At 71.9% G+C, this 26280-nt stretch carries 17 protein-coding genes; 10 read left to right on the top strand and 7 right to left on the bottom strand.

Features of this window, described 5'->3' with window-relative positions; translation table 11 throughout:
- Positions 1-10: 10 nt before the first annotated feature.
- The 4 genes from ACH4TP_RS13025 to ACH4TP_RS13010 all read right to left on the bottom strand — a co-directional run bounded on the left by ACH4TP_RS13025 (position 11) and on the right by ACH4TP_RS13010 (position 5775).
- Positions 11-1942, bottom strand: coding sequence for an NPCBM/NEW2 domain-containing protein (locus ACH4TP_RS13025; protein WP_398437851.1), 1932 nt, complete (start codon positions 1940-1942; stop codon positions 11-13).
- Between the two features lie 130 nt (positions 1943-2072).
- Positions 2073-3122 (bottom strand): ABC transporter permease, encoded by a 1050-nt coding sequence (locus tag ACH4TP_RS13020; RefSeq protein WP_398437569.1) that lies wholly within the window; start codon positions 3120-3122, stop codon positions 2073-2075.
- A complete protein-coding gene (locus ACH4TP_RS13015; protein WP_398437567.1) occupies positions 3119-4696 on the bottom strand; it encodes a sugar ABC transporter ATP-binding protein in 1578 nt (525 codons plus the stop codon). The genes ACH4TP_RS13020 and ACH4TP_RS13015 overlap by 4 nt, the downstream gene beginning before the upstream one ends.
- Positions 4697-4719: 23 nt before the next feature.
- Positions 4720-5775 carry a substrate-binding domain-containing protein gene (locus ACH4TP_RS13010; RefSeq protein ID WP_398437565.1) on the bottom strand — a complete coding sequence of 352 codons (1056 nt, stop codon included), beginning with the start codon at positions 5773-5775 and terminating at the stop codon, positions 4720-4722.
- A 413-nt stretch (positions 5776-6188) separates the two neighbouring features.
- Between ACH4TP_RS13010 and ACH4TP_RS13005 the strand changes: the two genes are divergently transcribed.
- Positions 6189-8669: an RICIN domain-containing protein gene (locus ACH4TP_RS13005; protein ID WP_398437563.1), complete on the top strand. Its 2481-nt coding sequence runs from the start codon at positions 6189-6191 to the stop codon at positions 8667-8669.
- Positions 8670-8792: 123 nt separating this feature from the next.
- Positions 8793-12329 carry a discoidin domain-containing protein gene (locus tag ACH4TP_RS13000; protein WP_398437561.1) on the top strand — a complete coding sequence of 1179 codons (3537 nt, stop codon included), beginning with the start codon at positions 8793-8795 and terminating at the stop codon, positions 12327-12329.
- Here ACH4TP_RS13000 and ACH4TP_RS12995 read toward each other — a convergent pair.
- Complete coding sequence (locus ACH4TP_RS12995; protein WP_398437559.1) at positions 12319-14709, bottom strand: glycosyl hydrolase family 95 catalytic domain-containing protein; 2391 nt, start codon at positions 14707-14709, stop codon at positions 12319-12321. The two genes, ACH4TP_RS13000 and ACH4TP_RS12995, sit on opposite strands and share 11 nt — an antisense overlap.
- Positions 14710-14764: 55 nt before the next feature.
- Positions 14765-15781, bottom strand: coding sequence for a LacI family DNA-binding transcriptional regulator (locus ACH4TP_RS12990; protein ID WP_398437557.1), 1017 nt, complete (start codon positions 15779-15781; stop codon positions 14765-14767).
- A gap of 229 nt (positions 15782-16010) precedes the next feature.
- Between ACH4TP_RS12990 and ACH4TP_RS12985 the strand changes: the two genes are divergently transcribed.
- The 8 genes from ACH4TP_RS12985 (at position 16011) to ACH4TP_RS12950 (ending at position 26116) form a co-directional block, all read left to right on the top strand.
- On the top strand, positions 16011-17309 hold the full coding sequence (locus ACH4TP_RS12985; protein ID WP_398437555.1) for an ABC transporter substrate-binding protein: 1299 nt from the start codon (positions 16011-16013) through the stop codon (positions 17307-17309).
- A gap of 4 nt (positions 17310-17313) precedes the next feature.
- Entirely contained in the window at positions 17314-18279 is a 966-nt protein-coding gene (locus tag ACH4TP_RS12980; RefSeq protein ID WP_398437553.1) for a carbohydrate ABC transporter permease, read from the top strand.
- 15 nt (positions 18280-18294) lie between these two features.
- Positions 18295-19140 carry a carbohydrate ABC transporter permease gene (locus ACH4TP_RS12975; RefSeq protein WP_398187691.1) on the top strand — a complete coding sequence of 282 codons (846 nt, stop codon included), beginning with the start codon at positions 18295-18297 and terminating at the stop codon, positions 19138-19140.
- Positions 19137-21032: a DUF5107 domain-containing protein gene (locus tag ACH4TP_RS12970; protein ID WP_398437551.1), complete on the top strand. Its 1896-nt coding sequence runs from the start codon at positions 19137-19139 to the stop codon at positions 21030-21032. Before ACH4TP_RS12975 ends, ACH4TP_RS12970 begins: the two co-directional genes overlap by 4 nt.
- Before the next feature lie 86 nt (positions 21033-21118).
- Complete coding sequence (locus tag ACH4TP_RS12965) at positions 21119-23581, top strand: RICIN domain-containing protein (protein ID WP_398437548.1); 2463 nt, start codon at positions 21119-21121, stop codon at positions 23579-23581.
- A 627-nt stretch (positions 23582-24208) separates the two neighbouring features.
- On the top strand, positions 24209-24997 hold the full coding sequence (locus tag ACH4TP_RS12960) for an SDR family NAD(P)-dependent oxidoreductase (protein ID WP_398437546.1): 789 nt from the start codon (positions 24209-24211) through the stop codon (positions 24995-24997).
- Between the two features lie 192 nt (positions 24998-25189).
- On the top strand, positions 25190-25552 hold the full coding sequence (locus ACH4TP_RS12955; RefSeq protein ID WP_398437544.1) for a hypothetical protein: 363 nt from the start codon (positions 25190-25192) through the stop codon (positions 25550-25552).
- A gap of 237 nt (positions 25553-25789) precedes the next feature.
- On the top strand, positions 25790-26116 hold the full coding sequence (locus ACH4TP_RS12950) for an SCO0607 family lipoprotein (RefSeq protein ID WP_398437849.1): 327 nt from the start codon (positions 25790-25792) through the stop codon (positions 26114-26116).
- Here the strand turns inward: ACH4TP_RS12950 and ACH4TP_RS12945 are convergent.
- Positions 26091-26267 carry a hypothetical protein gene (locus ACH4TP_RS12945; protein WP_398437542.1) on the bottom strand — a complete coding sequence of 59 codons (177 nt, stop codon included), beginning with the start codon at positions 26265-26267 and terminating at the stop codon, positions 26091-26093. The genes ACH4TP_RS12950 and ACH4TP_RS12945 overlap by 26 nt on opposite strands.
- Positions 26268-26280: the final 13 nt, after the last annotated feature.

Raw genomic sequence — 26280 nt, 5'->3', positions numbered from 1 at the left:
GCGAGGTACGTCAGCAGGTGACCGTCGCGTCGGCCCAGTCCGCGTGGTCGTAGCCCACACCGTCCCCGCCGTCGGTGACGACGAGGCGCACGGTCTCGGCGCCCGCCAGGTCGGCGGTCAACGACCGCGGCGACGTCGTGTGCGTCAGGACACCGGTGGACGCCGCCTCGCGGCCGTCCGCCCAGACCTCGAAGGCCACCGACCCGTTGGATCCCGTCTCGTCGTCGAGGCCCACCCGCGCCGAGAACGAGGTGCAGCGGCCGCCGAGGTAGTACTCCACCGCGCTGTACGCGTGGACCCCGAGACCCTTGGCGTGGACGACGCCGCCCAGGGTGAGGGGCCTGCCGTCCCCCGCCGCGGCCTCACCGACGCTGGTGTCCTTCTCGACGGGCCCCCAGCCGTTCTCGGCGCTCAGCCAGGTGGCGTCGCTCAGGTACGACGTCCCGCCCGGGGGCGGCACCGCGACGGTGACGCGCAGGGGAAGCGTGCTGGTCGCCCGGACGCCGGTTCGGGAGGTGTACGTCGCGGTCAGCGTCATGTCGTACGAGCCGGTCGGCGTCCCGGCCGGGGGCCGTACGCGCCAGTCGGTGCCCAGCCGGTCCCCGGTCCGCAGGGACTCCGCGGTGGTTCCGGACGCCGGCTCGACGCTCCAGCCGCCGGGGGCCGAGAGCCGCACCGACACGTCGCGCGCCTCCGTACGACCGAGGTCGGTCACCGTGGTGGTCACGGTGGACTCCATACCGGCGGTGAGGAACGGGGCGGACTGGCCCAGCTCCACCGCGGGCGGATACGACGCCCAGCCCGCGTCGGCGGCGAGGCGGACGAGCACGGTGCCGTGGGCGGGGACGGTGGCCGAGAACGTGTCGGCGACGTTGTAGCTCGCGTGCTGCCACAGATCGCGCACCGTGTACGCGCGCGCGCCGGGCAGGCCCGCCGCCTTCGCGGTGGTCGCGACGCGCTGGGGCCGGTCCGACTCGTTGAACAGGGCGATCGCGCGGCTTCCGTCGGCCATCGGCTTGACGATCACCCACCGGCCGCCCTCGGAGCTGATGACCTTGCCCTGCTTGCCGAGCGGGTCCTGGTCGACCGCGATGACCTCGCGGTTGCCGAGGATGTCGAGCGTCGCCCGGTCCGCCGTGCGGAGGTCGGCGCCGATGATCAGGGGCGCGGCCATGATGGACCACAGGGAGAAGTGGCTGCGGTACTCGGTGTCCGTCATGCCGCCGTTGCCGACCTCGAGCATGTCCGGGTCGTTCCAGTTGCCGGGCTTGGCGTAGGCGTCGAGCGGCAGGTTCTGCTTGGCGATCGACAGCATGGTGCTCCAGCTGTCGTTGATGTCGTAGGTGGTCCGCCACAGGTGGCCCACGTCGGACGCCCACTCCCAGGGCCTGTTCACGCCCCATTCGCAGATGCTGTAGACGATGGGCCGCCCCGTCGCCCTCAGCGCGTCGCGCATGTCGGTGTAGCGCTTCCTGGCGTCGACGCCCTGGTTGTTGCAGTTGTCGTACTTGAGGTAGTCGACGCCCCAGTCGGCGAACTGCCGGGCGTCGCTGTACTCGTGGCCGAGCGCGCCGGGGAATCCGAGGCCGTCGCAGGTGTGGGTTCCGGCGCTGGTGTAGATGCCGAACTTGAGTCCCTTGGAGTGGACGTAGTCGGCGACGGCCTTGATGCCGTTCGGGAAGCGGACCGGGTCGGGGACGAGCTTGCCGTCGGCGTCGCGGTCGGGCAGCGCCCAGCAGTCGTCGAGGTTGACGTACTGGTATCCGGCGGCCTTCAGGCCCTTCTCGACGAAGAGGTCGGCGATGCCCTTGACCATGGTCTCGTCGAACTCCGCCCGGCAGTGGGTGGAGTTCCAGTTGTTGAAGCCCATCGGAGGTGTGAGGGCGAGCCCGTCGCCGACCGCGGCGGGGGTCGGGGCGTCGGCCGCGGAGGCGGGCGCCATGAAGGACCCGCCTGCGAGAAGGACGCCGGCGAGTCCGACGGCGAGCCGTCGGCGCGGGGCGCGGGAGCGTGGTGCGGTGTGCACGGTTCGACCTCCGTGGTGAAGGGACGGGACGGGTGCGTGCGGCTGGTCAGGCGGGCAGGCCGACGGCGCGTTCGCGGTTGCGGCGCTGCTGGATGACGACGGCGGCCACGAGGAGGGTGCCCTGGGCGACGTTCTGCCAGAAGGTGTTGATGCCCTGGACGGTGAGGCCGTTCTGGAGGGTGCCGAGGAGGGCGACGGCGAGGAGGGTGCCGCCGATGGTGCCCTTGCCGCCCTTGAGGGCGCAGCCGCCGAGGGCGGCGGCGGTGATGGCCTGGAGTTCGAGGCCCTCGCTGCCGGAGACGGGCTGGCCGGAGCCGGTGCGGGCGGTGAGCAGGACGCCGGCGAGGGCGGCGACGGTGCCGGTGAGGGCGTAGGCGGCGAGCAGGTACTTGTTGAGGTTGATGCCGGCCAGGCGGGCGGCGGTGTCGTTGCCGCCGAGGGCGTAGACGTTGCGGCCGATGTCGGTGTAGGTGAGCAGGACGTGCACGGCGGCGGCGACGAGGGCCAGGATCCAGATCATGATCGGGATACCGGCGAGAGCGCCCCGGCTGAGGAAGACGAAGACGGGGTCGCCGAGCACGTAGCCCTGGGCGCGGCCGTCGGAGAGGAGCTGGGCCACGCCCTTGTAGGCGGCGAGGCCGGCGAGGGTGGCGATGGTGGGGTTGACCCGGCCGTAGATGATCACGGCTCCGTTGACCAGGCCGACGGCGGCGCCGACGAGCAGGGCGGCGGCGATGCCGAGCGTGGCGCTGGATCCGGCGGAGGTGAAGACCATCGCGCTGACCACGGAGGCGAGGCCGGTCTGCGAGCCGACGGAGATGTCGAGGCCGCCGCAGATGATGACGACGGTCTGGACGACGGCGAGGAGGCCGGCGATGGTGGCCGCCTCGGCGATCACCTGGATGTTGTCCCAGCCGAGGAAGTTGGGGTTGAGCGAGGTGAACAGAACGACGACGACGGCGAGGGCGCCGATCAGGCTGAGGTTCTGGCCGCCGACGGAGGCGAGGACGGCTCGTGCGCCGCCGGGTCGGTTCGCGGACCCGGTGCCGGGACGGGCGGGCGCGGGCGGGGCGCTCGGGGTGGTGGCGGTGCTCATCGTGGGGCTCCGGTCCGGGATTCGGTGGTGGCTGCGGCAGTAGCGAGGTCGTCGGCCATGGCGAGGGCGAGGATCGCCGCCTCGGAGGCCTCGGCGCGCGGGAGTTCACCGGTGACGCGGCCGTTCTGCATGACGACGACGCGGTCGGCGAGACCGAGGACCTCGGGCAGTTCGGAGGAGATCACCAGGACGGCGACGCCGTCGCGGGCGAGGTCGGCGATGATCTGGTAGATCTCGGCCTTGGCCCCGATGTCGACGCCGCGGGTGGGCTCGTCGAGGATGAGGAGTTCGGGGCGGCGGGCCAGCCAGCGGGCGAGGACGACCTTCTGCTGGTTGCCGCCGGACAGGGTGCGGACCTCGGCCTCGATCGAGGGGGCGCGTACGCGGAGCCGGTCCGCGAACTCCTGGGCCAGGGAGCGTTCCCGGGCACGGCTGACGAAGCGCCCCCGGCGCAGCCGGGCGTAGCTGACCAGGGCGGTGTTGTCGCGGATGCTCCGGTGCAGGAAGAGGGCCTGGGCCTTGCGTTCCTCCGGGGCGAGGCCCAGGCCGGCGGCGATGGCGTCGCGCGGGCTGCGCAGGGTGAGCCGTTCGCCGTTCAGGGTGATGGTGCCGGAGCGCACGGGGACGTCGCCGGCGAGGGCGTGGGCGAGTTCGGAGCGTCCGGCGCCGATGAGTCCGGCAAGGGCCACGACCTCGCCCGCGCGGACCTGGAGGCCGACCCCGTGGACGTCGTCGGTGGTCAGGTCGTGGACGTCGAGCACGACCCGGTCGGTGGCGACCTCCTGGCGGACGAAGAGGTCCGACAGGTCGCGGCCGACCATCATGCGGACGATCTCGTCCTCGGTGGTGTCGGCCGCGTCGACCACACCGGCGACGGCACCGTCGCGCAGCACGGCGATCCGGTCGGCGAGCCGGAAGATCTCCTTCATCCGGTGGGAGACGTAGACGACGGCGATGCCCTCGTCGCGCAGGCGCCCGATCAGGGCGAACAGCGCCTCGGCCTCGTGTTCGGAGAGCGAGGAGGTGGGCTCGTCGAAGGCGATCACGCGGGGCGGGGTGTGACCGGTGAGGGCGCGCAGGATCTCCACCAACTGGCGCTGGGCGGCGGTCAGTCGGGAGCCGGGCAGTTCGGGGTCGAGGACGCGGGCGAAGCCGAGCCGTTCGAGGTCGGCGGTGATGCGGCGGCGCAGCTCGGCGCGGTCGAGGCGGCGCCCGGCACGGCGGGGCAGGGAGCCCGCGTACACGTTCTCGGCGACGGAGACGTGCGGGATGATCTCGGGTTCCTGCGGGATGATCCGGATGCCGGCGCGGCGGGCGTCGACGGGCGAGGTGAGCGCGAGCGGCTTCCCGTCGAGCAGGACCCTCCCTTCGGTGGGCTGGTGATCGCCGGTCAGGACACGCAGCAGGGTCGACTTCCCGGCTCCGTTCTCGCCCATCAGGGCGGTGACCCGTCCCGGCGGGAAGGCGAGGGTGACGTCGTGGAGGGCCTGTACGGGGCCGAAGCTCTTGGAGACGTGGTCGGCGGCGAGGCCGGCCGCCTCCGAGGGGGGTTCGGGCGCGTGTGTGCCGGTCATGGATGCGTGCCTCCCGGGCCCGGTCAGCTGCAGCCGACGCCGGCGGCCTGCCAGCCGGCGGCGTCGACCATCTTGGTCGGGGCGAAGGCCTCGGCCGGGAAGGCCTTGCCGTTCTTGAGGCGGTCGTACATGGTCTGGACGGCGAGCGCGCCGACGTCCTTGCCGTTGATGAAGAGCGCGGCCTTCATGCCGGAGGGCTTGCCGGACTTCCAGTCCTTGCAGGCGAGGTAGGCGCCGAGGCCGACGCCGACGATGTCGTCGGCGTCGATGCCGGCGTTCTGCAGGGCGGTGACGCCGCCCTGGACGTTCTCGTCGTTGCAGCCCCAGATCACCCAGTGCTTGACGCCGGGGTTGGCGGTGACGGTGGCGGCGACCTTGTCCTGGGCGCCGGTCGGGGTGTTGTCGGTGGCGACGTCGATGTTCTCGACGGTCGCGCCCGCACCGGCGGCGAAGGCGGTCTTCGCGGCCTTGACCCGGTCGCCGCAGACCGTGACGTCCTGCTTCCAGGCGGAGAGGGTCCGGGTGTCGGCCGCCTTCCAGCCCGCCTTCCTGAACTCCTCGGCGGCCCGCTTGCCGACCTCGCCCCCCATCTGGGCCCCGGAGAAGCCGATGCGCGGTACGAGGGCGTCGTGGGCGCAGGAGGCGGGGTCGGGGCCGGTGGTGCAGATCTGGTCGTCGGAGGTGAGCAGGGCGACCTTGGCGTCCTGGGCGGTCCGGGCGACCTGGGGGCCGACGGCGGGGTCGGGCACGACGACGATCAGGCCGTCGCTCTTGCGCGCGATCGCCGCCTGCACCTCGCTGACCGTCTTGTTGGCGTCGTTGCCGAGGTTGACGACCTGGAGGTCGATGCCGAGCTGTGCGGCCTTCTCCTTCGCCCCGGCGGCCTCGCCGATGAAGTACTCCTGTTCGCCCTGCTTCTGAAGGTACGTCAGGGAGATCTTGCCCTGTACCGGTTTGGCGTCTCCGCCGGAGCCGGAGGAGCCGGCGGACTCCTGGCCGGTGGAGCAGGCGGTCAGGGCGAGGGCGGCCACGAGGCCGGTCGCGGCCAGAGCGGTGGAACGGTTGCGGATCGCGGACATGGGAGCTCCTGGGCATCGAGGATCACGAGGCCAACACAACTGAACAAAATCCAGCGCAACTTCACGCGGTACGCCTCGCAGAAAACGCCGCGTTTGCGTGAACGTCAAGGGTTTCACCGGTCATTCTGCAAGTAAGCGCTTACAGAACGGCGTTTTCAAGCAACTTCGAGCATTCAGTGTGCGATTTTGTTGTCCACTCTCTGGACAGAGAGGAGTCGAGTGGTGAGAATCCATCCGATCCGTCGCGGGCCCGCGGCTCCGTCCCCCATCGACGACGAACGCCGTGGGGAGCCCTCTCCCCACTCCGGGCCCGATCCTCACGACCGCTCCCCGAACGCGGCTCCCGCGCCACCGCCATCGCGTCCGGAACCGCACGCCCGCGCAACAGCACCGAGCCCAGAAGGGACCGCACCTTGCGCACGACTCTCCGCAGGAACAGCCGACTCGTCAGACGCGCGGCCACCGTCGCCGCCGCACTCCTGACCCTCGCGGCCGTGAACGGCCAGGCATCCACCCAGGCGCGCGCCGCCGCCCCCAGAGCGACGATCACCGTCGACGGCACCAGCACCGGACGGACCTTCGACGGCATCGGGGCCATCAGCGGCGGCGGGGGCAACACCCGCCTGCTGCGCGACTATCCGGCCGCCCAGCAGGGCGAGATCCTCGACTACCTCTTCAAGCCCGGCTACGGGGCGAGCCTGCAGATCCTCAAGGTCGAGGTCGGCGGCGACACCAACTCCACCGACGGCGCCGAGGCCAGCATCGAGCACAGCAGGGGCGTCGTCGACTGCGACGCGGGCTACGAGTGGTGGCTGATGGAACAGGCCAAGGCCCGCAACCCCCGCCTCAAGATCGCCGCCCTGTCCTGGGGAGCGCCGGGCTGGATCGGCGACCGCACCTTCTACTCCCAGGACATGATCGACTACCTGACCACCTGGCTCGGCTGCGCCGAGCAGCACGGGATCACCGTCGACTACATGGGCGGGTGGAACGAGCGCGACTTCGACGCCGCCTGGTACAAGTCCCTCAAGTCGGCGCTGCTCACCCGGGGTTACGCCTCCACCAAGATCCTCGGCGGCGAGTCGTGGGGCTGGCCGATCGCCACCGCCATGAAGAACGACCCCGCCCTGTACGACGCGGTGGACGTCGCCGGCTCCCACTACAACTGCGGCTACATGTCGGCGATGACCCACTGCGACTCGTCCGCCGACGCCCAGAACCTCGGAAAGCCGATCTGGGCCAGCGAGAACGGCTCGGAGGGTGCCGAGGTCGGCGCCGCCCCCGTCGCCCGCGCCATCAACCGCGGTTACATCGACGCGAAGATGACGGCCTACATCAACTGGCCGCTCGTCGCCTCCCTGTACCAGAACCTCGGCTTCCACGACGCCGGCCTGATCACCGCCAACCAGCCCTGGTCCGGCAACTACAGCGTGGGCCGCACCACCTGGTCCATCGCCCAGACCACCCAGTTCACCTCCCCGGGCTGGAAGTACGTGGACGGCGCCACCGGCTACCTCGGCGCGCACAACGGCACCGAGGGCAGCCACGTCACCTACCGCGCGCCCGACAAGTCCGCCTGGAGCACCGTCTTCGAGACGATGGACGCCACCGCTCCGCAGACGGTCAACCTGAAGGTCACCGGCGGCCTCCCCGGCGGCACCCTGCACGTGTGGTCCACCGACCTCTCCCAGAACGGCGGCGCCACCCCGCGCATGGAGCGCGGAGCCGACCTGACGGCAAGCGCGGGCACCTACGCCCTGACGCTGGCCCCGGGCCGGGTGTACACGGTCACCACCACCACGGGGCAGGGCGCGGCCGTCACGACTCCGCCGCGGCGGTCGCAGCTCCCGCTCCCGTACTCGGACTCCTTCGCCGGCTACGGCAAGGGCCGGGAGGCCAGGTACTTCTCCACGATGAACGGCGCCTTCGAGGCGGTGCCCTGCGCCGGCGGCCGCACCGGCTCCTGCCTGCGCCAGATGTCGCCCGTGTCGCCCATCCAGTGGACCGCCGAGACGTCCAACCAGCCGTACACCGTCATGGGTGAGCAGAGCTGGGGCGACTACACCGTCAGCGCGGACGTGCTCCTGGAGCAGGGCGGCAGCGCCGCCGAGCTCCTCGGCCGGATCGGCACCCAGGACAAGAACAACAACGGCCTGAACGCGTACCACCTGCGCCTGAGCGACACCGGCACGTGGAAGCTCCTGAAGTCCGGCCGCCCGTGGGGCGGTTGGGACACCACGACCCCGCCGCTCGCCGAGGGGACCGTGCCCGCACCCGGCACCGGCACCTGGCACAACCTCGCCCTGACCTTCCAGGGCGACGCGATCACGGTCGCCGTCGACGGCCAGACGCGGGCCACGGTCACCGACAGCGGCTTCGGCGGCGGACAGGTCGGCCTGGGCACCGCCGGCTACCACCCGGTCCAGTACGCGAACTTCCGCGTCACCCCCGGCACCGCGACCGACCTCTCCGGCACGTACAAGATCGTCAACGCCCACAGCGGCCAGTCCCTCGACGCCTCGGGCGGCCAGACCACCGACGGCACGCCCGTCATCCAGTGGCCCGACAACGGTGCCGCCAACCAGCAGTGGACCCTCGCCCGCAACAGCGACGGCTACTACACGGTCACCGGCGCCGCGAGCCTGAAGCCCCTGACGGTCCCCCAGGCGACCACCTGGCCCGGCACCCAGCTGGGCCTCTGGTCCGCGACCGGCGGCCCCGAGCAGCAGTGGGTGATCGCCCCGGCGGACAACGGCACGTACACCATCGAGTCGCGCGCCGACGGCTACGCGCTCGACGTACGCGGAGCGTCGACGACCGGCGGCGCCTCCGTCGACCAGTACGTCACCAACGGCGGCACCAACCAGCAGTGGCGGCTGGTCAAGGTCGCCTGACCCCGCCCGCAGTACCCCCCGAGGGGCGGGGCAGGACCGGCGACGGATCTGCCCCGCCCTTCGTCCTCGCACGACGGCACATCAACAGAGGAGCACACGAACGTGATCGGAAACACCAGTGGGATGAGGCGGCGAGGTGTCCTCGCCGCGGGCCTGGCCGGTGTGGGGGCCGTCATGGTGCCCGCCGGGCAGGCCGCCGCGACACCGGCCGGCCCGGCGCTGCCCGTGCAGGCCACGACCACGGGCGGGCGCCGTGTGCTGAACCTCAACACGGGCTGGGCGTTCTGGCGCGACGACGCCGCCGGCGCCCAGCAGCCCGGATTCGACGACTCGGCGTGGGCCGCGGTCTCGCTGCCGCACACGATGCGGCTGGAGAAGAAACGGCCCTCCGCGTACGACGTGTACGCCGGAGTCGGCTGGTACCGGCGGTACTTCCGGGTCGACCCGCAGGACCGGGGGCGGCGGCACACCGCCGTCTTCGACGGCGTTCAGACCGACTGCGCCGTCTACCTCAACGGGGAGAAGCTCGCCGAGCACTTCGGCGGGACCATGGGCTTCGTCGTCGACATCACCGACCAGGTCCTCTTCGACCGCGACAACGTCCTCGCGGTCCGCGTGTCGAACCTCGACGACCCGCTCACCCCGCCCGGCAAGCCGCGCAACGAGCTCGGCTTCCTCACCTACGGCGGCATCTACCGAGGTGTCACGCTCCGCGTCACGGAACAGGTCCACGTCTCCGACGCCCTCCAGGAGGACCTGGTCGCCGGAGGCGGGGTGTTCGTGACGTATCCGAAGGCGACCCCGACGCGGGCGACGGCCAAGGTCAGGACCCACGTGGTGAACCGGACGGCGACCGCCGCCCGGACCACACTGACCACCGTCCTCTACGACGCCCAGGGCACGGCGGTCGCACAGGCCACGGACACCGTCTCCGTGCCGGGAGGCGACGCCACCACTTACGCGCAGACGCTGAGCGTGACCCGGCCGAAGCTGTGGCATCCCGACTCCCCCTCCCTGTACAGCCTGGTCAGCCAGGTCTTCGTCGACAACCGCCTCGTCGACACGGTGACCACCCGCACCGGCATACGCCGGATCGACTACCGGGCGGACGGCTTCTACCTCAACGGGACCCGCGTCTACCTCCGTGGCGCCAACGTCCACCAGAACTACGCCTACGTGGGCGACGCGGCCCCGCCGTCGATGAAGTACCGCGAGGCGCTGCGGCTCAAGCTCGGCGGCTTCAACGCCGTGCGGGCGGCGCACTATCCGCACGACCCGGCCTTCCTCGACGCCTGCGACGAGCTGGGCCTCCTCGTCGTGGCCTGCCAGCCGGGCTGGCAGTACTGGAACGGCGACCAGACCTTCGTCAGCCGCACCTACCGCGACATCGCCACGATGATCCGGCGCGACCGCAACCGGCCCTCCGTCATCCTGTGGGAGACCTCGCTCAACGAGACCCACTATCCGCAGTGGTGGGCGAAGGAGGCCAACACGGTCGCCCACGCGGAGATGCCCGGCGACCAGATGTTCACCTCGGCGGACTACGGCACGTGGGGCGGTGAGTACGGGGTCGACTACAAGGTCGTCAACACGGACGGCTCGGATCCCGCGCCGTCCGTGCCGTTCCTCACCCGCGAGTGGGGAGACTGGGAGAACCCGTCCCGCTGCGACCGGGACGAGGGCGAGGCCGCGCTGGTCGGCCAGGTCGTCACCCGCCAGCGCTACCTGGAGGGCGACGGCTACTGGGACTGGGGCGGTCTGGACGCCAACCCGCGGATCGGCGGGTACTTCCTGTGGGTCTTCGAGGACTACGGCACCAACGACCCGTACCAGAAGTCCGGTGCCGTCGACATCGACCGCTACCCCAAGTACTGCTACCACTGGCTCGCGTCCATGCAGCCGGCCGGCAATCCGAACCACGGCGGCCCGATGGTCTTCGTCGCCAGCGCCCACACGGCCTCCTCCAGCCTCGACGTCATGGTCTTCAGCAACACCGACAGCGTCCGCCTCTACCAGAACGGCACGCTCGTCGGGCAGAAGACCCGCGCCCAGAACGCCGCGACCGCGCCGCACATCGCCGGCAAGGGCGGCAGCCCGTACTACACCTTCACCCTGCCCTCGTTCGCCGCCGGGGAGCTCCGGGCCGAGGGCTACCTGGGCGGCACGCTCGCCGCGACCCACGTCGTCAGGACCCCCGGTGCCGCCCACCACCTGGAGCTCGTCGTCGACGACGCCGGCGGCTGGGACGTGCTGACCTCGCTGGTGGCGGCGTCGCTCGGGGACAGCTCCGAGGCAGGGAAGAAGGCGGCCCGGGAACTCCTCACGACGAAGACGGGCGGACCGGCCCTCGTCGACCGCATCGGCACGGCGCGCGGCCGCGCCCTGTCGGCCCAGGAGGCGGGCGTCCTGCGCGGGTGCGTGGCCCGGCTCGACCGCACCCGGCCCGTCGCCGACGGCTCGGATCTGATCCCCGTGTTCGTCAAGGTCGTCGACGCCGACGGCACCGTGGTGCCGGACTCCTCTGCCGTCGTCACCCTCGACGTCACCGGAGCCGGCACTCTGGTGGGCCACGGCATCCCGCGGATCTCGGCACAGACCCAGAAGGTCCGGGGCGGCATCGGCTACGCCCTGATCGCCGCCGGAACGACCAGCGGCGACGTCACCCTCACGGCGACCTCGGACGGCCTCGGAACCGGCGTGTGCACCGTACGGACCACTCCGTACACCGGTACGTACGTCGTCGACGGCACCCACCCCGTGTGGCGGGACGTCTCCACCCTGGAGGGCCAGGGTGCCCAGAACCTGGCCCTGTTCAAGCCGGCGACCGCCTCCACCTCGGAGTACGGAAACGGGCCCGCGAACGCCGTGGACGACGAGGGCGGCACCAAGTGGGTCGGCAACGGCCCCGACCCCGCCTGGTGGCAGGTCGACCTCGGGGCACCGGCCGAGATCGAGCAGTTCCAGATCGTGTGGGAGACCGACCGGACCGCCTACCGCTACCGCGTCCTGGTCTCCGACGACGCCACCACCTGGACCACCGCCGTCGACGCGGCGGACAACACCGCGATGGTCGCCGCCGTCACCCACCAGGTGGCGCTCACCACGCGTCACGTGCGCGTGGACATCCTGTCCGCCGGCGACTGGTGGCCGTCCCTCCGCGAGTTCCGCGCGGTGCCGCCCGGTGGCAGCGGCGGCGTCCCCCCGGCCGACCCCGGCCCGAAGATCGCCCGTGACCGGATCAAGACCGTCACCGCGTCCAGCCAGGCCGCCGGCTTCGAACCGGAGAAGGCCTTCGACGGGGACATCACCTTCGGCACCGGCTGGAGCGCGTCCGGCCCGACGGTCCCCCAGACGCTGACCGTGGAACTGACCGACCCGCACGACCTCGCCGGGGTCCGCGTCCACTGGGGCAAGGACAGCAGCTGGTACACCTACGACCTCCAGGCATCCCCCGACGGGGCGACCTGGAACACCGTGTACTCCGGTCTGACGCGAGCGGGCCAGTACATCCTTCCCGAGGTGTTCACCGCGGCGAACGTCCGACAGGTCCGTTTCGTCATCACCCAGGTGGCCGGTGGAGGCGCACAGACCGTCGCCGGCATCGCCGAGGTGGTCCTCTACGGCACACCCGTGCAGGCCGCACGCGGCGTCAGCGGGTGACGGACAGCCGGTACGCCGTCCCCGCACGGGCTTCGACGCGGAGACGTGGTCCGGAGCCGGTCCTGCCGAGGTCGACGTCGGCCTCGGCAGGGGCGCCGCCCGTGTCGGTGACCGTGAAGTGCGGCGGGGTGCCGGCCGGGAGCTGGATCGTGAGGATGCCGCTTCGGGTCACGTCCAGGGCGGCCTCCGTCAGGACTCCCCCGGCCCAGTGGAGGTCGACGACCGTGCCGCCCCGGGCGCGCAGTCCCGTCGCCGAGCCGGTCGGCCAGGCCTCCGGGAGGGCGGGCAGCAGGCGCAGGACGTCGTTGTGGCTCTGCAGCAGCATCTCGGTGATCGCGGCGGTGATCCCGAAGTTCCCGTCGATCTGGAAGAGGTCCGGGGGGTGCAGGCCGAAGAGGTTGGGGGCGGTGTGCTCCGCGAGGAGGATCCGCACGCTCTCGTGGGCGAGTTCCGCGTCGCCCAGGCGGGCGGCGAGCGCGGCCGCCCAGGCGCGGCTCCAGCCGGTGCTGCCGCTGCCGTGCTCCAGGCGGCGGGCGAGGGCCCGCCGGGCCGGTTCGACGAGGGCGGGGGCGGTGAGCGGGTCGACGGCGTCGCCCGGGTAGAGGCCGTAGAGGTGGGACAGGTGCCGGTGACCGGGGTCCTCCTCCGGCAGGTCCTCCCACCATTCGAGCAGGCGGCCGTTTCGGTCGGTGCGAGGCGGGCGCAGGCGGGCCCGCGCCGCGTCGAGGGTGTCCGCGAAGTCGTGGTCCACGGCCAGGAGGCGGGCCGTCTCGGCGGTGCGGGCGAGGAGTTCCGCGGCGAGCCAGTGGTCCATGGTGGCACCGGCCGACACGGCGGCCAGGCCGCCGTCGGGGAGGCGGAAGTGGTGTTCGGGCGAGGTGGACGGGCAGGTCACGAGACGCCCCTCGCCGTCCTCGGTCAGGAGGTCGAGCAGGAACTCGGCCGCACCCCGCATCAGCGGGTACGCCCGCTCCGCCAGGAACGCGCGGTCCCCGCCGAAGAGGTGACGCTCCCACAGGTGCGCGCAGAGCCACGCACCCGCCATGGGCCAGTTCGCCCACGACGGCGAACCGGACACCGGGTGGGTGCCCCGCCACAGGTCGAGGTTGTGGTGGACGGTCCAGCCGTCGGCGCCGTAGTAGGTGGCCGCCGTGTGCGCGCCGGGTTCGGCGAGGTCCGCGATCAGGTCGAGGAGCGGTTCGTGGCAGTCGGCGAGGCCGGTGGTCTCGGCGTGCCAGTAGTTCATCTGCAGGTTGATGTTCGTCGTCCAGTTGGCGTTCCAGGGCGGGGCGACCTCGGTGTTCCAGATGCCCTGGAGGTTGGCGGGCTGGGTGCCGGGGCGCGAGGAGGCGATCAGCAGGTAGCGGCCGTACGCGAAGAGGAGGGCCGCGAGCCCCGGATCGTCCTGGCCCGCCACGAGCCGTTCGTCGGTGGGGAGTTCCGGCGCCGTCGTGCTCAGGCGCAGTGCGGCTCGGCGGTAGAGCCGCTGGTGGTCGGCGACGTGTGCGGCGAGCAGCTTCTCGTACGGGAGGCCGGCGGCGGCGTCCAGGAGGCGGCGCACCTCGGCGACGGGCCCGTCGTCGGGGCCGCCCGGGGGTGTGGTGGGTCCCCGGTAGCCGGTCCCGGTCGCCACCAGGAGGAGCACCTCGTCCGCCCCGTCGACCCGCACCGTGCCGTCGGTCCGGGTGACGCGGCCGCCCGTGGCGATCACGCGGAGTCCGGCCGCGAAGCCCATGCCCTCGTCGGCGGCGTAGCGCGCCGGGTCCTCCTCTCCGAAGGAGAGGTGCGCGGGTGCCCGCCCCGACACCACCGCCCCGGTTCCGTCGCCGGAGTGGCGGGCGTCCGGGTGGGGGGTGTGGAGGCGTGCGGTCAGGTCGACGCGTCCGCCGCCGCTCGCGGTGAGGCGGGTGACGAGTACGCCGGCGGGCGCCGACACGAAGGATTCACGGAGGAGTTCGGCGCCGCCCGTACGGTACGAGACCCGGTGAACGGCGGTGTCCAGGTCCAGTTCGCGGAGGTAGTCCTCGACCGACTCCTCATCTCCGCAGGTCAGTTGGAGGGTCGCGAGCGGCTGGTACGCCTGGGAGTAAGGGCCTTGCATCCGTTCGGCGAGCGCCTCGGCGGCGGCGTGGTCGCGGTCGCCGAGGACGGCGGCCCGGAGCGCCGGCAGGTGCTCGGCCGCGCCGGCGCGGTCGCGGGGGCCGGGGCCGCCGGACCAGAGGGTGTCGGCGTTGAGGTGCGCGGTCTCTCCCGGGCGGCCCCGCTCCCCCGCCCCGTACAGCAGTGCGCCGAGGCGTCCGTTGCCGAGGGGCAGCGCTTCGAGGAAGCGGGTGGCGGGGGTGCGGTACCAGAGCCGGTCCGCGGGAGGGTGGCGGTCCATCGGCAACGGAGGTGTCCTTTCGGGGGTTTCGGAGGCCGCCGCGCACCCCGCGCGCTCATCCCCGGGCAGGCCGGGGCGCGCACGTGCTGTCGCGGACGACGAGCTCGGGCCGCAGCAGCTGGAGCGAGTTGACCACGGTGCCCGACTTGGTGAGGGCGCGCAGCAGCAGTTCGACGGCCTGGCGGGCCATGGCACGGGTGGGGACGGCGACGCTGGTGAGCGCCGGTCGTCCGAGCCCGAAGCGGACTTCGGGGTCGTCGTCGTGGCCGACGAGGGAGAGGTCGTCCGGTACGGAGCGTCCGGCGGTCCGCGCCGCCTCCAGGACGCCCAGGGACAGGATGTCGTGGGTGGCGAAGATCGCGGTGAGCGCCGGGTCGGCGGCGAAGGCCGCGTTCGCCGCGGCGAAGCCGCCCGCCGCGCTGGGCTCGGCCGCCAGGTGGACGGCGCTGTCGGGGACGGTCAGGCCGTCGGCGGCGAACGCGCGCCGGAACCCGGCCACGCGGGGGGCGTGGTCCGGGCTGGTCAGGACGGCCACGCGCTCGTGGCCGAGCTCGCGCAGATGGCGTCCCGCGAGGAAGCCGGCGTGCTCGTAGTCGATGGTGACGACCGGGAAGTCGACCGGCGCGTCGGTCTCCCAGGCGCACAGGGCGACCGGGAAGCGGGCGGCGTCGAGGAGCGGCAGGTGGTCGATGAGGTCGCGGTCGCCCGCGATCAGCAGGGCGTCGACGGAGCGGCTGGTGAGGCCGGCCAGGTGCCTGCGGGCCCGCTCGCCGTCGAGGCGGGTGGTGCACAGGAGCAGGTGGTAGCCGTGTTCCTCCAGGACGTCCTCGGCGGTCTCGACCACGTCGGAGTAGAAGGCGCCCGCCACGGTGGGCACGAAGAGCCCGATCGTCTTGGTGCTCCCGGTGGCCAGGGACCGGGCCACCAGGTTGGGCGTGTAGCCGAGCTCGTCGATCGCGGCGCGCACGCGGGCGGCGGTCGTGGGACGCACGGCCACACGGCCGCTGAGGACGTTCGAGACGGTCTGCTTCGTGACGCCGGCGCGTTCGGCCACGTCCTGCATCGTCACCATCAGCGCTCCCACATTTGACCGGTCCATCAAGGTGGCTCGAACGTAGAGCTCTCGCCGGAAGCGAGTCAAGCCTCCTTGATCCATCCCTCGGGGCGAATGTGCAGTGGCCTGGCAGCAATACCCCACAACCAAACATGATCGATCACCAATTCTCGCCACGGGTCTTGTTTTACCGGTCAATTGGCCTCTACGGTTCCCAACCATTCGGCACCACCGAGAGGACACCCCCATGCACAGATCCACCCTCCCCGCGGTCACCCGGACCGTGGGAGCCCTCACCGCCACCGCCCTCGTCTTCGGGCTCAGTGCGTGCGGCGGCGACGCGGACGGCGGCGGCGACGCGAAGAGCTTCACCTACTGGTCGATGTGGCGGGCCGACGAGCCGCAGGGCAAGGTCCTGAAGGCGTCGATCGACGAGTTCACCAAGTCGACGGGCATCAAGGTCGAGGTGGACTGGGTCGGCCGTGACGTCTCGAAGAAGATCGGACCGGCGATCGCCGCGAACAAGGCCCCCGACCTGTGGGACCAGGCCAACGACGCGATCTACGGGGCCGTCGCCTCGGCCGGCCAGGCCCGTGACCTGTCGTCCGTCCTCTCGGCGCAGGTGCCCGGCGAGAACGTCCCGGTCTCGCAGGTCATCCCGGCCAAGTACTTCGACATGCTGCCGAAGGACCCGGGCGGTTCGAACCACTACGTCATCCCGTACGAGGTCGCCACGACCGGCCTCTACTACAACGCGGCGGACCCGGACGTCAGCGCGGCGATGCCGAGCGCGCCGACGGACTGGGCCGGCCTGCTCAAGGTCTGCGACACGCTCAAGGCCAGGAAGAAGCCCTGCTTCGCCTCCGAGGGCGAGGACTACTGGACCAACGGCCTCTACCTCGACTACCTGCTGAACGCGGGCGGCGTCGACGTGAACAAGCTCGCCGCGGACAAGTCCGGTGCCGCCTGGGACGACCCGGCGGTCCTCAGGGCCGCGCAGCAGGTCGAGCAGGTCGTCAAGGGCGGGTACCTCATCCCCGGCTACGACGCGACGAAGTACCCGGCGCAGCAGACCAACTGGGCCGGCGGCAAGGCCGGCTTCCTCATGAACGGCAGCTGGGTCACCGCCGAGGTGGCGAAGCAGGTCCCCTCGACGTGGAAGTTCGGCTCGATCCTGCCGCCCGGGACGAAGAGCGCGGACGCCACGCTGTTCGGCTTCTCGATCCCGAAGAAGGCCGAACACGCGGAACCGGCGGAGAAGTTCATCGCCTTCTTCATGCAGAAGAAGCAGATGGCGGGCATGGCGACGACCGCGCTCAACATCACGCCCCGCGAGGACATCCCGGCCCCGGCCGGTCTCGAGGCCGCGCAGAAGGCGCTGAGCGGCGACACCGTCCGCCTGCCCTTCGACGGCGTCGCCGGCGAGTGGCCCGCGAAGGTCTTCAGCCAGAACTACCTCGACCTGTGGCACGGCAAGACCACCGCCGCGCAGTTCGTCGCCAAGTCCAGGGCCGACCAGGTCTCGTACTGGAAGACCCAGGGCTGAGACCGTGGCCACCACCCTCCACGACCGCCCCCGGACGGACGCCGTCCGGGGCGCCGGCCGGGCCCCCCGACGCCATGACGTCGGCCCCCAGGCCCGTCAGCAGCGCCGGATGTTCCTGCCGTTCACCGCGCCCGCGATCCTCGCGTACGCCGTCCTGTTCCTCGCCCCGGTCGGCTACGCGATCTGGACCAGCCTGTACAAGTGGGACGGCATGGGCGAGATGGAGTGGCGCGGGCTCAAGAACTACCAACTGCTCTTCGAGGACCCGTTCTTCCGGACCTCGCTGGTCAACACCCTGAAGCTGATGGTGATCGGCGGAACGCTCACCTTCGCGGTCAGCTTCCTGCTGACCCTGGTCCTGCGGGAGATGAGGGCACGGCTCTTCGCCCGGTCCGTGCTGTTCTTCCCGTGCCTGGTCAACGGCATGGTCTTCGGGATCGCCGCGGGCTTCCTGTTCTCCCCGGACGGCCCGGTCAACAAGGCGCTGCACTTCCTCGGGGTCACGACACCGCCGAAGTGGCTGTCGACGGACAACCTGCTGCCGATGATCCTCGGCACGCTGATCTGGACCGCGACGGGCTACTACACCGCCATCATCATGGCCGCCGTCGACCAGATCCCGCCCCACCTCTACGAGGCCGCCGAACTCGACGGCGCGAACGCCTTCCAGCGCTTCCGCCATGTGACCCTGCCGTGCGCCTGGGACGTCATCTCGGTCTGCGCGGTGCTGTGGACGGTCAGCTCGGTGAAGATCTTCGAGCTGATCCTGCTGTTCGGCGGCACGAGCAGCTCCTATCCGCCGGCCGAGAGCTGGAACACCGCGCTGTACGTGTACACGCAGGCGTTCCCGCAGGCCACGGTGCCCCGGCTCGGCATGGCCACGGCGGCCGCGCTGGTCAGCCTGGTGATGGTGACCGTCGTGACGCTCGTGATGCGCCGGCTGATGCGCCGCGAGCCCCTCGAGTACTGAGAAAGGTCCCAGCACATGCGAAGCAAACACGGGTCGCCCGGCCCGGTGAGGCGGATCGCGACGGCGTTCGTCTGGTGCGTGGTGGCCGCGGACCTCCTGCTGATCCTCTGGATCGCGCTGACGTCGACACGGGGCAGCGCCGACATCCTGCACGAGGCCTTCGGGCTCCCCCTCCCGCCGCACTTCGGCAACTACGCCAAGGCGTTCGACGAGGGCGGGTTCGGGCCCGCCGCGCTCAACAGCGTCATCGTCTCGACGATGTCCTCGCTGGTCGCCGTCGCGCTCGCCGCGCCGTGCGCCTACGCCCTCGCGCGCCGCCGCACCCGGACCTCCTCCGCGCTCACGATGACCTTCGCGATGGGCCTGGGCGTGCCCGGCCAGGTCCTCGTGGTCCCGCTCTTCGTCGGCATGGCCCAAGTGGACCTGACCGACAGCCAGTTCGGGTTGACCCTCGTCTACGTCGGCCTCGCGATGCCCTTCACCGTCTTCATGCTGACGGGCTTCTTCTCCGGCATCCCCGCCGCGCTGGAGGAGGCCGCGGCCCTGGACGGCGCGGGACCGGTGCGCTCCTTCGTCCAGGTCGTGCTGCCGGTGGCCCGGGGCGGGCTGATCACTGCCTTCCTCCTGCAGTTCATCAGCGCCTGGAACGAGACGCTGTTCGCCCTCGTCCTGACGCACAGCCAGGAGCAGATCACGCTGCCGGTGGCGCTCGCGTCGTTCGTCGCCTCCGCACAGCTCAACGGGCTCGACTACGGAACGATGTTCGCCGGAGTCTGCATCATCCTCGCCCCGATGATCGCGCTGTTCTCCTGGATGGGGACGCGGATCATCCAGGGCATGACCGTGGGGATCGGCAAATGACCCGTCACGTGACCTCGACGCTGCGCACCGGCGTCCTGCGGATCGAGGGGGCCGCCGACCCGGTCGGCACGCTGCCGATCCTGCACGGCATCTCCTCGTACACCGCGGAAGGCGCCGGGATCGACGACGAGATGCGCCGGAACCTGGCGTACGGAGCCCCGCACACACTGCTGCCGTACACCCGGCAGGACGGGTACGACCGCGAGCGCACCGCACGCGAACTGCCCACCGTGGTCCTGGAGAACGAACACCTCACCGCCACCTTCCTGCCCGGGTACGGAGGCCGGCTCTGGTCGCTCGTCCACCGGCCGACCACTCGCGAACTGCTCCACCGCAACCCCGTCCTCCAACCGGCCAACCTCGCCCTGCGCGACGCCTGGCTGGCCGGGGGCGTGGAGTGGAACCTCGGCACGACCGGCCACTGGCCGCTGACCTGCGAGCCGCTGCACGCGGTGCGGGTGAGCGCGCCGGACGGCACGCCGGTGCTACGGATGTTCGCCTTCGAGCGGCTGCGCGGCCTGGTGCTGCGGATGGACGCCTGGCTGCCGGCCGACTCGCCCGTCCTCCTCGTCCACGTCGGCGTGCACAATCCGGCGGAGGAGGAGACCCCCGTCTACTGGTGGTCGAACATCGCCGTGCCGGAGCGCCCCGACGTACGGGTGCTCGCGCCGGCCGACCACGCTTTCCACTGCGACTACGTCAGCGACCTGAAGCGGGTGGAGTTCCCGGTCGTCGGGGCCGAGGACCGCAGCTACCCGGGCCGGGCGGCCCGGGCCGCCGACCACTTCCTCGACGTCCCGGCCGGCGAGCGCCGCTGGATCGCCGCGCTCGACGCGAGCGGCACGGGCCTGGTCCAGACGTCCACGGACCGGCTGCGCGGCCGCAAGCTCTTCTGCTGGGGCACGTCCACGGGCGGGAGCCACTGGCAGGAGTGGCTCTCCGGACCGGACTCGTCCTATCTGGAGATCCAGGCCGGCCTGGCCCGTACCCAACTGGAGCACCTGCCGATGCCCGGCGGAGCCACCTGGTCGTGGGTCGAGGCGTACGGGCTCCTGGAGGCCGATCCCGAGGCCGTGCACGGAAGTTGGGGCGAGGCGCGGTGGGCCGTGGCCGACGCCCTGGACCGGCTGGTCCCCGCCGCGGAGCTGGACCGCGCCCTGGCCGAGGCGGACCGGTTCGGCGATCCCGAGGCCGTGCTAGCGGAAGGGTCCGGCTGGGCCGCCCTGGAGATCGAGGCGGGCCGCCTCCCCGCCTCTCCCCTGCTGCCGTTCGGCGTCCCGGGCGCCGAGCAGGAGCCCTGGCGGCGGCTGCTCGCGACCGGCACCCTCCCGGCCGGCGACCCGCCGGCCGCTCCCGTGGCCGGGGCGCACTGGAGGCGGCTCCTGGAGAAGGGCGCGGACGACTGGCACGCCCTGTACCACCTGGGTCTGCTGCGACTGGCCGACGGGGAGCGGGAGGCCGCGCGCGACGCCTGGCGGCGCTCGCTCGCCCTGCGGCGTACGCCGTGGGTCCTGAGGGCCCTGGCCTTCCTGGACGACTCGCCCGCCGGGGCCGCGGACCGGATGACCGAGGCGCACCGGCTCCGTCCAGAACTGTTCGAGCTGACCGTCGAGCTCCTGGACACGCTCCTGCGGGCCGAGCGCCCGAAGGAGGCGCTCGCCGTCGTCGAGGCGCTGCGCGGACCGGCCCGCGCCCACGGCCGGGTCCGTCTCGCCGAGGCGAAGGCCGCGTACGCCCTGGGGGACGAGGACCGGGTGCGGCGGCTGCTCGCCGAGGGCATCCGGGTGGACAACATGCGTGAGGGCGAGGTGTCCCTCGACCGGCTGTGGCTCGCCGTGCACCCGGGGAAGCCCGTACCCCCGGAGTACGACTTCCGCATGACGGAAGACTGAGACCCGGCCCCCTGCATCCGCCGCGGGGGGCCGCCCATCGGGCAAGTGCGTGTCATGCGCACCTCACCACCCCCTAGGGAGGACCAGTGTCAGCCGCTCGAAGAAGGTTCCGTGGCGCCCTGCTCGCCACCGCCCTCACCGCCGCCGTCGCCTCGGCCTCGGCAGCCGCGCCCGCGTCGGCCACCACCGCCGCCACGACCGCCTACACGGTGTCCGTCGGATCGATCGGAAGCTACGCGTACCCCACGGACACCCCGGCCGCGACGTACATCGACAAGGACGGGACGTTCTACTTCCAGCAGTCCGCCGCCCTCTACGGGGCGAACGACCCCCGGTACTGGGAGTTCTACACGGGCAAGGACCTGGAGTCCGCCACCAGGTCGCCGATCAGCGACGCCGTGAACCCGGCGAACGGCTCCGACCGGAACAACGACACCACCTGGCGCTGCAACAACGGCCCCACCGGCGTGGAGTCCACCCCCGCGCCCGCCGGCTCCGGCTACTCGCAGAAGAACTACTGCGACCTCGTCGGCACCTGGGTCGACCCCGACACCGGCGACTGGTACGGGCTCGTGCACAACGAGTTCACGCCGCAGCCCTTCGGCGACGGACTGCACTACGACGCCATCGACTACGCCAAGTCCACCGACCAGGGCCGGACCTGGACCATCGAGGGCCACGCCATCACCTCCGCGTACAGCACCACCCGCGGCGACAACGCGGCCTTCCCGAACCAGACGTACCACTACGGCAACGGCGATCCCCGCCTGTTCGTGGACACCGCCTCGGGCTACTTCTACGTCTACTACGGCTCCCGCGTCATCCCCAAGGGCGGCGTCGGCGGCGGCAACGGCGGTCTCGCGCACGTCGCGCGCGCCCCGATCTCCGGCAAGATGGCGAGCGGTTCCTGGCAGAAGTGGTACGACGGCGCCTGGACGCAGCCCGGCGTCGGCGGCAGGGAAAGCAACATGGTGCCGGCCACCGCGAGCAACCCCAACGGCTACACCCCGGTCGCCGACGACTACGACCCGGCCAACACCGGAACCGTCGACCAGCAAGTCGCGGCGGGCCAACTCCCTCCCAAATCCGATCTGTTCATCATGAACATCGCCTACGACGCCCACCTCGGCCTGTACATCGGCGAGCCCGAGGTCGTCTCCGGCACGGCCCCGCAGCGCTTCTACGCGACCGACGACCTGGCCACGCAGAAGTGGACCCTGATCGGCGACAGCGGCAGCTACACCTCGGGCTCCTGGTACCGCTGGTTCCTGGACGGCGTGAACCGCACCGACTCGACGATCGTCGGCAAGACCTTCCGTTCGTACTGCTCCATCAGCTGCGCCACCTCCGACGGCGAGTACGCGAACGTCACCGTGGACACCAGCGCACCGGCCGCTCCGGTCGACACGACCAAGGCGTACCGGATCGCCGCCGGGAACGGCCGGGTCCTCGCCCAGGTCTCCGGCGGCTCGGCGACCACCTCGACGGCCTCCGCCACCGGCTCCGCCCTGGAGTCGTGGACGTTCCTGGCCCACGGCGACGGCTCGTACCGGATCGTCAACTCGGCGACCGGCGGACTCCTCGGCGTCGACTCGACCGCCACCGCCGACCGCGCCTGGGGCACCCGCCCCACCGTCACCGCGGCCGGCAGCGGCGGCGCGAGCGCCGGACAGCAGTGGTGGATCGTCCCCAGCACCTCGAACCCGGGGACCTTCCGGCTGGTCAACCGCTACAGCGGACTGGTGATCGGCATGTCCGCGAACACCGGCCGCCTCGCCGAGACCACGCCCGGCCGCTCCTGGACGGACAGCACCGGCAGCGCGGTCGGCGGCGGACGCACGGCCGCCGAGCAGACGCTGTCCTTCACCCAGACCGGCTCGGCCCCCGAGACGATCGTCTTCAACAGCCCGGGTGACCAGTCCGGTACGGCGGGGGCGGCGGTCTCCCTGCAGCTGGCCGCCACGGACAACGCCGGCAAGCCGCTGACCTTCTCCGCGACCGGCCTCCCCGCCGGTCTGTCGATCAGCCCCTCCGGTCTGATCTCCGGCACCCCGACCACGGCCGGAAGCTCCCAGGTCACGGTCACCGCCTCGTCCGGCACCGCCGCCGGCTCGGTCGCCTTCGCCTGGACCGTCAACCCCGACTTCAGCGGCACCCACCGTCTGCTCACCGGAGGCAAGGCGCTCGACAACGGCAACAGCACGACCGCCGGACGTCAGCTCACCACGACGACCGCCGGCAACAAGACCAACCAGAAGTGGCAGTTCGTCCGACAGACCGACGGCTCCTACCAGCTCGTCAACGTCAGGTCGGGCATGTGCGCCGACGTCAACGGCGGCTCCACCGCCGCCGGCGCCGCCATCATCCAGTGGCAGTGCAGCGGAGACAGCAACCAGCGGTGGAACCTCCGGAAGCTGCCGGACGGCTCCGTCACGGTCGCCTCGGCTCGCAGCGGCCTCCTGCTCACCACCGCCTCCACGGCGAGCGGAGCACTCGTGACCCAGCAGCCGGACACCGGCTCGGCCCTGCAGCGGTGGTCGATCAACTGACCCCGATCCGCACGGCAGCACACCTCTGACGCCGGATCCCCGGGGGACGGTCCCCGGGGATCCGGTGCCGGTCGCGTTCGGACTCCACCGCGTCGAGCGTCGTCCCCCGCACCCACTGCTCGACCTCGGCCACGTGCACGGTCGCCCACACCCGGACGAGCTCGGGCTACCGGGCGGCGACGGCCTCGCAGACGGCGCGGCGCGGCCTGGCGCATGGTCGTGCCGCGGTCAGGCGAGCGGGACAGCGCGGCGGTAACGTGGGATGGAGGCTGTCAGACCCGACACCGGGATCTCGGCGGCCGATCAGTACGCGTCTGACGGCCCGGCCGACGAAGGCGGGCAGGCCGACGGCTCCACCGGGACCGACGATGTCGTCAAGCACCACACCGCGACCATCCGCGGCCTGGACACGCTCCCGATCGCGATCGGCCGTTCCTTCGGCGGCATGACGGCCCAGAAGCTCCTCGGGCGGTACCGCCGCTCCGATGCCGTCACCGACGTCACGGACTTCCCCGAGCGGGGACGCCCGCTCACGATCGGCAGCGGCTGGCGCGAGGGCGCGGACGCCGCCCTGACCTGGTCGCGCAGGCAGAACCTGTGGCGGAGGGCGGACTCGAAAGGATCGCCATGGAACTCGGACTCGCCGGCAAGACCGCGATCGTCACCGGTGCCGGCCGGGGGATCGGTCTGGCGGTCACCCGTGCCCTGGCCGACTCGGGAGCGCGCGTGGTGGCCGGATCCAGGTCGGTCACCGCCGAACTCGGGGAGCTCGCCGCCGACGGCCAGGTCGTCGCGGTGGAGGTCGACCTGGCTCACCCGGCCGGTCCTCCGGAGCTGGTCGACGCCGCCACGGCCGCGTTCGGCGGTGTGGACGTGCTGGTCAACAACGTCGGGGGAGTCCGGCCGCGAACCGGCGGGTTCCTGGAGGTGACCGACGAGGACTGGACGTCGGCGTTCACCCTCAATTTCCTGACCGCCGTGCGTACCACGCGAGCAGCCCTGCCGTTGCTCATGGCAGACGGCGCCGGAAGCATCGTCACCGTATGCTCCGTCAACGCCGTCCTGCCCGACCCGCTGGTGATCGACTACGGCGCGGCCAAGGCGGCGCTCGCGAACTTCTGCAAGGCCCTGTCCATGGAGGTCGGGCCGTACGGCATCCGCGTCAACACCGTCAGCCCCGGCCCGGTCGCCACCCCGTTGTGGCTCGGCTCGACGGGCGTCGCGGCCACGGTCGCCCAGGCGTCGGGCCTGGCTGCCGACGAAGTGGCCGAGCGGGCCGCCGCCGACTCCACCACCGGCCGCTTCACCCGGCCCGAAGAAGTGGCCGACCTCGTCCTGTTCCTGGCGGGCGAGCGTGCCGGCAACATCACCGGCGCCGACTTCGTCATCGACGGCGGCCTCGTCAAAACCCTGTGACCCAGACAGACCTGGCCACCGCGTCGCGCCCGCGCCTCGTACGGGTTCACGCCCGCTTCGACGAGGGAGCGCAGGACGTCCGCCATGCCGAGCTTCGCGGTGGCGTAGTCGATGAAGCGGCCCATCCAGGCGCGCAGCGCGTCACGGGGTGGCAGCTCCGCGAGGAGCCGGGGCGCGGCGTCGCACAGTTCGGTGAGCTCGTTGCGTCCGTCCGCCGTCCTCGGCCCCCTGCTCCTCGACGGCATCGCCGCCGGCCTCACCTTCATGCCCGCGGCCTCACTCGTCCTCGGCGGCATCGAGCCCGAACACGCCGGGTCGGCGTCCGGCCTGCTCCAGGCCACCCGGCAACTGGGCGGAGCGGACGGACTCGCCGCGATCGTCTCGGTGTACGCGACCGGCGCGGTCCCCGGCGAGTTCGTCCCCGGCGCGAGCGCCGCGTTCCTCGCCACCGCGGGACTCGCCCTCGCAGCGTGCCTGTCGGCCGCGCTCGTCCCCGTACGGCGGCCGGCAGGTGAACGGCGAAGGCCGGCCGTTCGCCGACGGGGGGACGAGTGACGCGGACCGTTCGAGGTCAGCCCGTTCCTGACACATCGCCCTCACCCGGGCACCGCAACACGCCCTCCCGAACCGCTTCGCCCGGACGGTCGGCATCGGCTCCGCGGGCCGAATGCCGCCGAACATCCGTCCACCCAGACGCCTTTGAGTACGCGTACTCAAGTCACAGCGGCTCCCCGGCGGTGAGAGTGGGGGCACACCGAGCAATGGGAGATCACCGTGCGCACGTCCCTCAGGATGGACCGACCCGCCACCGCCCCGCGTCCCGGAAGGTTCCGTTTCGTGGCCGCCGCTCTCGCGGGCGCGGCTGCGGTCGTTTCCCTCACCGGATGCGCCGGCCTCGAGTACAAGGAGGACGTCTGCAGCAGCGGCGAGTACCCCGTCCTGTCCGTGGGCGGAACCGGCTCCGCCTGCGTCCCGGACAAGCAGGAGCCCCCCGCGGGATTCGTACGCTACCCGGAGGGCAAGGTGCCCCAGCAGGTCGACGACAAGTGGGACGTGTACTGGAACACCCACACGCTCGACAAGGACGGCAACATCATCGACGCCCCGGCCGCCGGCTGACCGGTTGACCGGTTGAAGCGGATCCGAGGTCCCGGCCGAGGAACGCGTCGTCGACGGTCGGGGACTCGCCGAAGACGGCGTGGTGCTCGGTGAGGGCGAAGTCGTGCTTCAGGGCGGCGGTCGCGCCGGGGACCTCCTGGCCGCGCAGCACGGGCCCGGCGCCC

Origin of the sequence: Streptomyces sp. NPDC021012 (assembly GCF_044333355.1) — a bacterium.
GTDB lineage: Bacteria > Actinomycetota > Actinomycetes > Streptomycetales > Streptomycetaceae > Streptomyces.
This window is presented reverse-complemented; position numbering and strand designations above follow the sequence as displayed.

Coding starts and splice junctions, on each gene's coding strand:
- ACH4TP_RS12960 (WP_398437546.1), top strand. CDS start 24,209: ATGGAACTCGGACTCGCCGGCAAGACCGCGATCGTCACCGGTGCCGGC.
- ACH4TP_RS12975 (WP_398187691.1), top strand. CDS start 18,295: ATGCGAAGCAAACACGGGTCGCCCGGCCCGGTGAGGCGGATCGCGACG.
- ACH4TP_RS12970 (WP_398437551.1), top strand. CDS start 19,137: ATGACCCGTCACGTGACCTCGACGCTGCGCACCGGCGTCCTGCGGATC.
- ACH4TP_RS12950 (WP_398437849.1), top strand. CDS start 25,790: ATGGACCGACCCGCCACCGCCCCGCGTCCCGGAAGGTTCCGTTTCGTG.
- ACH4TP_RS12985 (WP_398437555.1), top strand. CDS start 16,011: ATGCACAGATCCACCCTCCCCGCGGTCACCCGGACCGTGGGAGCCCTC.
- ACH4TP_RS13010 (WP_398437565.1), bottom strand. CDS start 5,775: ATGTCCGCGATCCGCAACCGTTCCACCGCTCTGGCCGCGACCGGCCTC.
- ACH4TP_RS12995 (WP_398437559.1), bottom strand. CDS start 14,709: ATGGACCGCCACCCTCCCGCGGACCGGCTCTGGTACCGCACCCCCGCC.
- ACH4TP_RS13015 (WP_398437567.1), bottom strand. CDS start 4,696: ATGACCGGCACACACGCGCCCGAACCCCCCTCGGAGGCGGCCGGCCTC.
- ACH4TP_RS13025 (WP_398437851.1), bottom strand. CDS start 1,942: ATGGCGCCCGCCTCCGCGGCCGACGCCCCGACCCCCGCCGCGGTCGGC.
- ACH4TP_RS13000 (WP_398437561.1), top strand. CDS start 8,793: ATGAGGCGGCGAGGTGTCCTCGCCGCGGGCCTGGCCGGTGTGGGGGCC.
- ACH4TP_RS13020 (WP_398437569.1), bottom strand. CDS start 3,122: ATGAGCACCGCCACCACCCCGAGCGCCCCGCCCGCGCCCGCCCGTCCC.
- ACH4TP_RS12990 (WP_398437557.1), bottom strand. CDS start 15,781: ATGGTGACGATGCAGGACGTGGCCGAACGCGCCGGCGTCACGAAGCAG.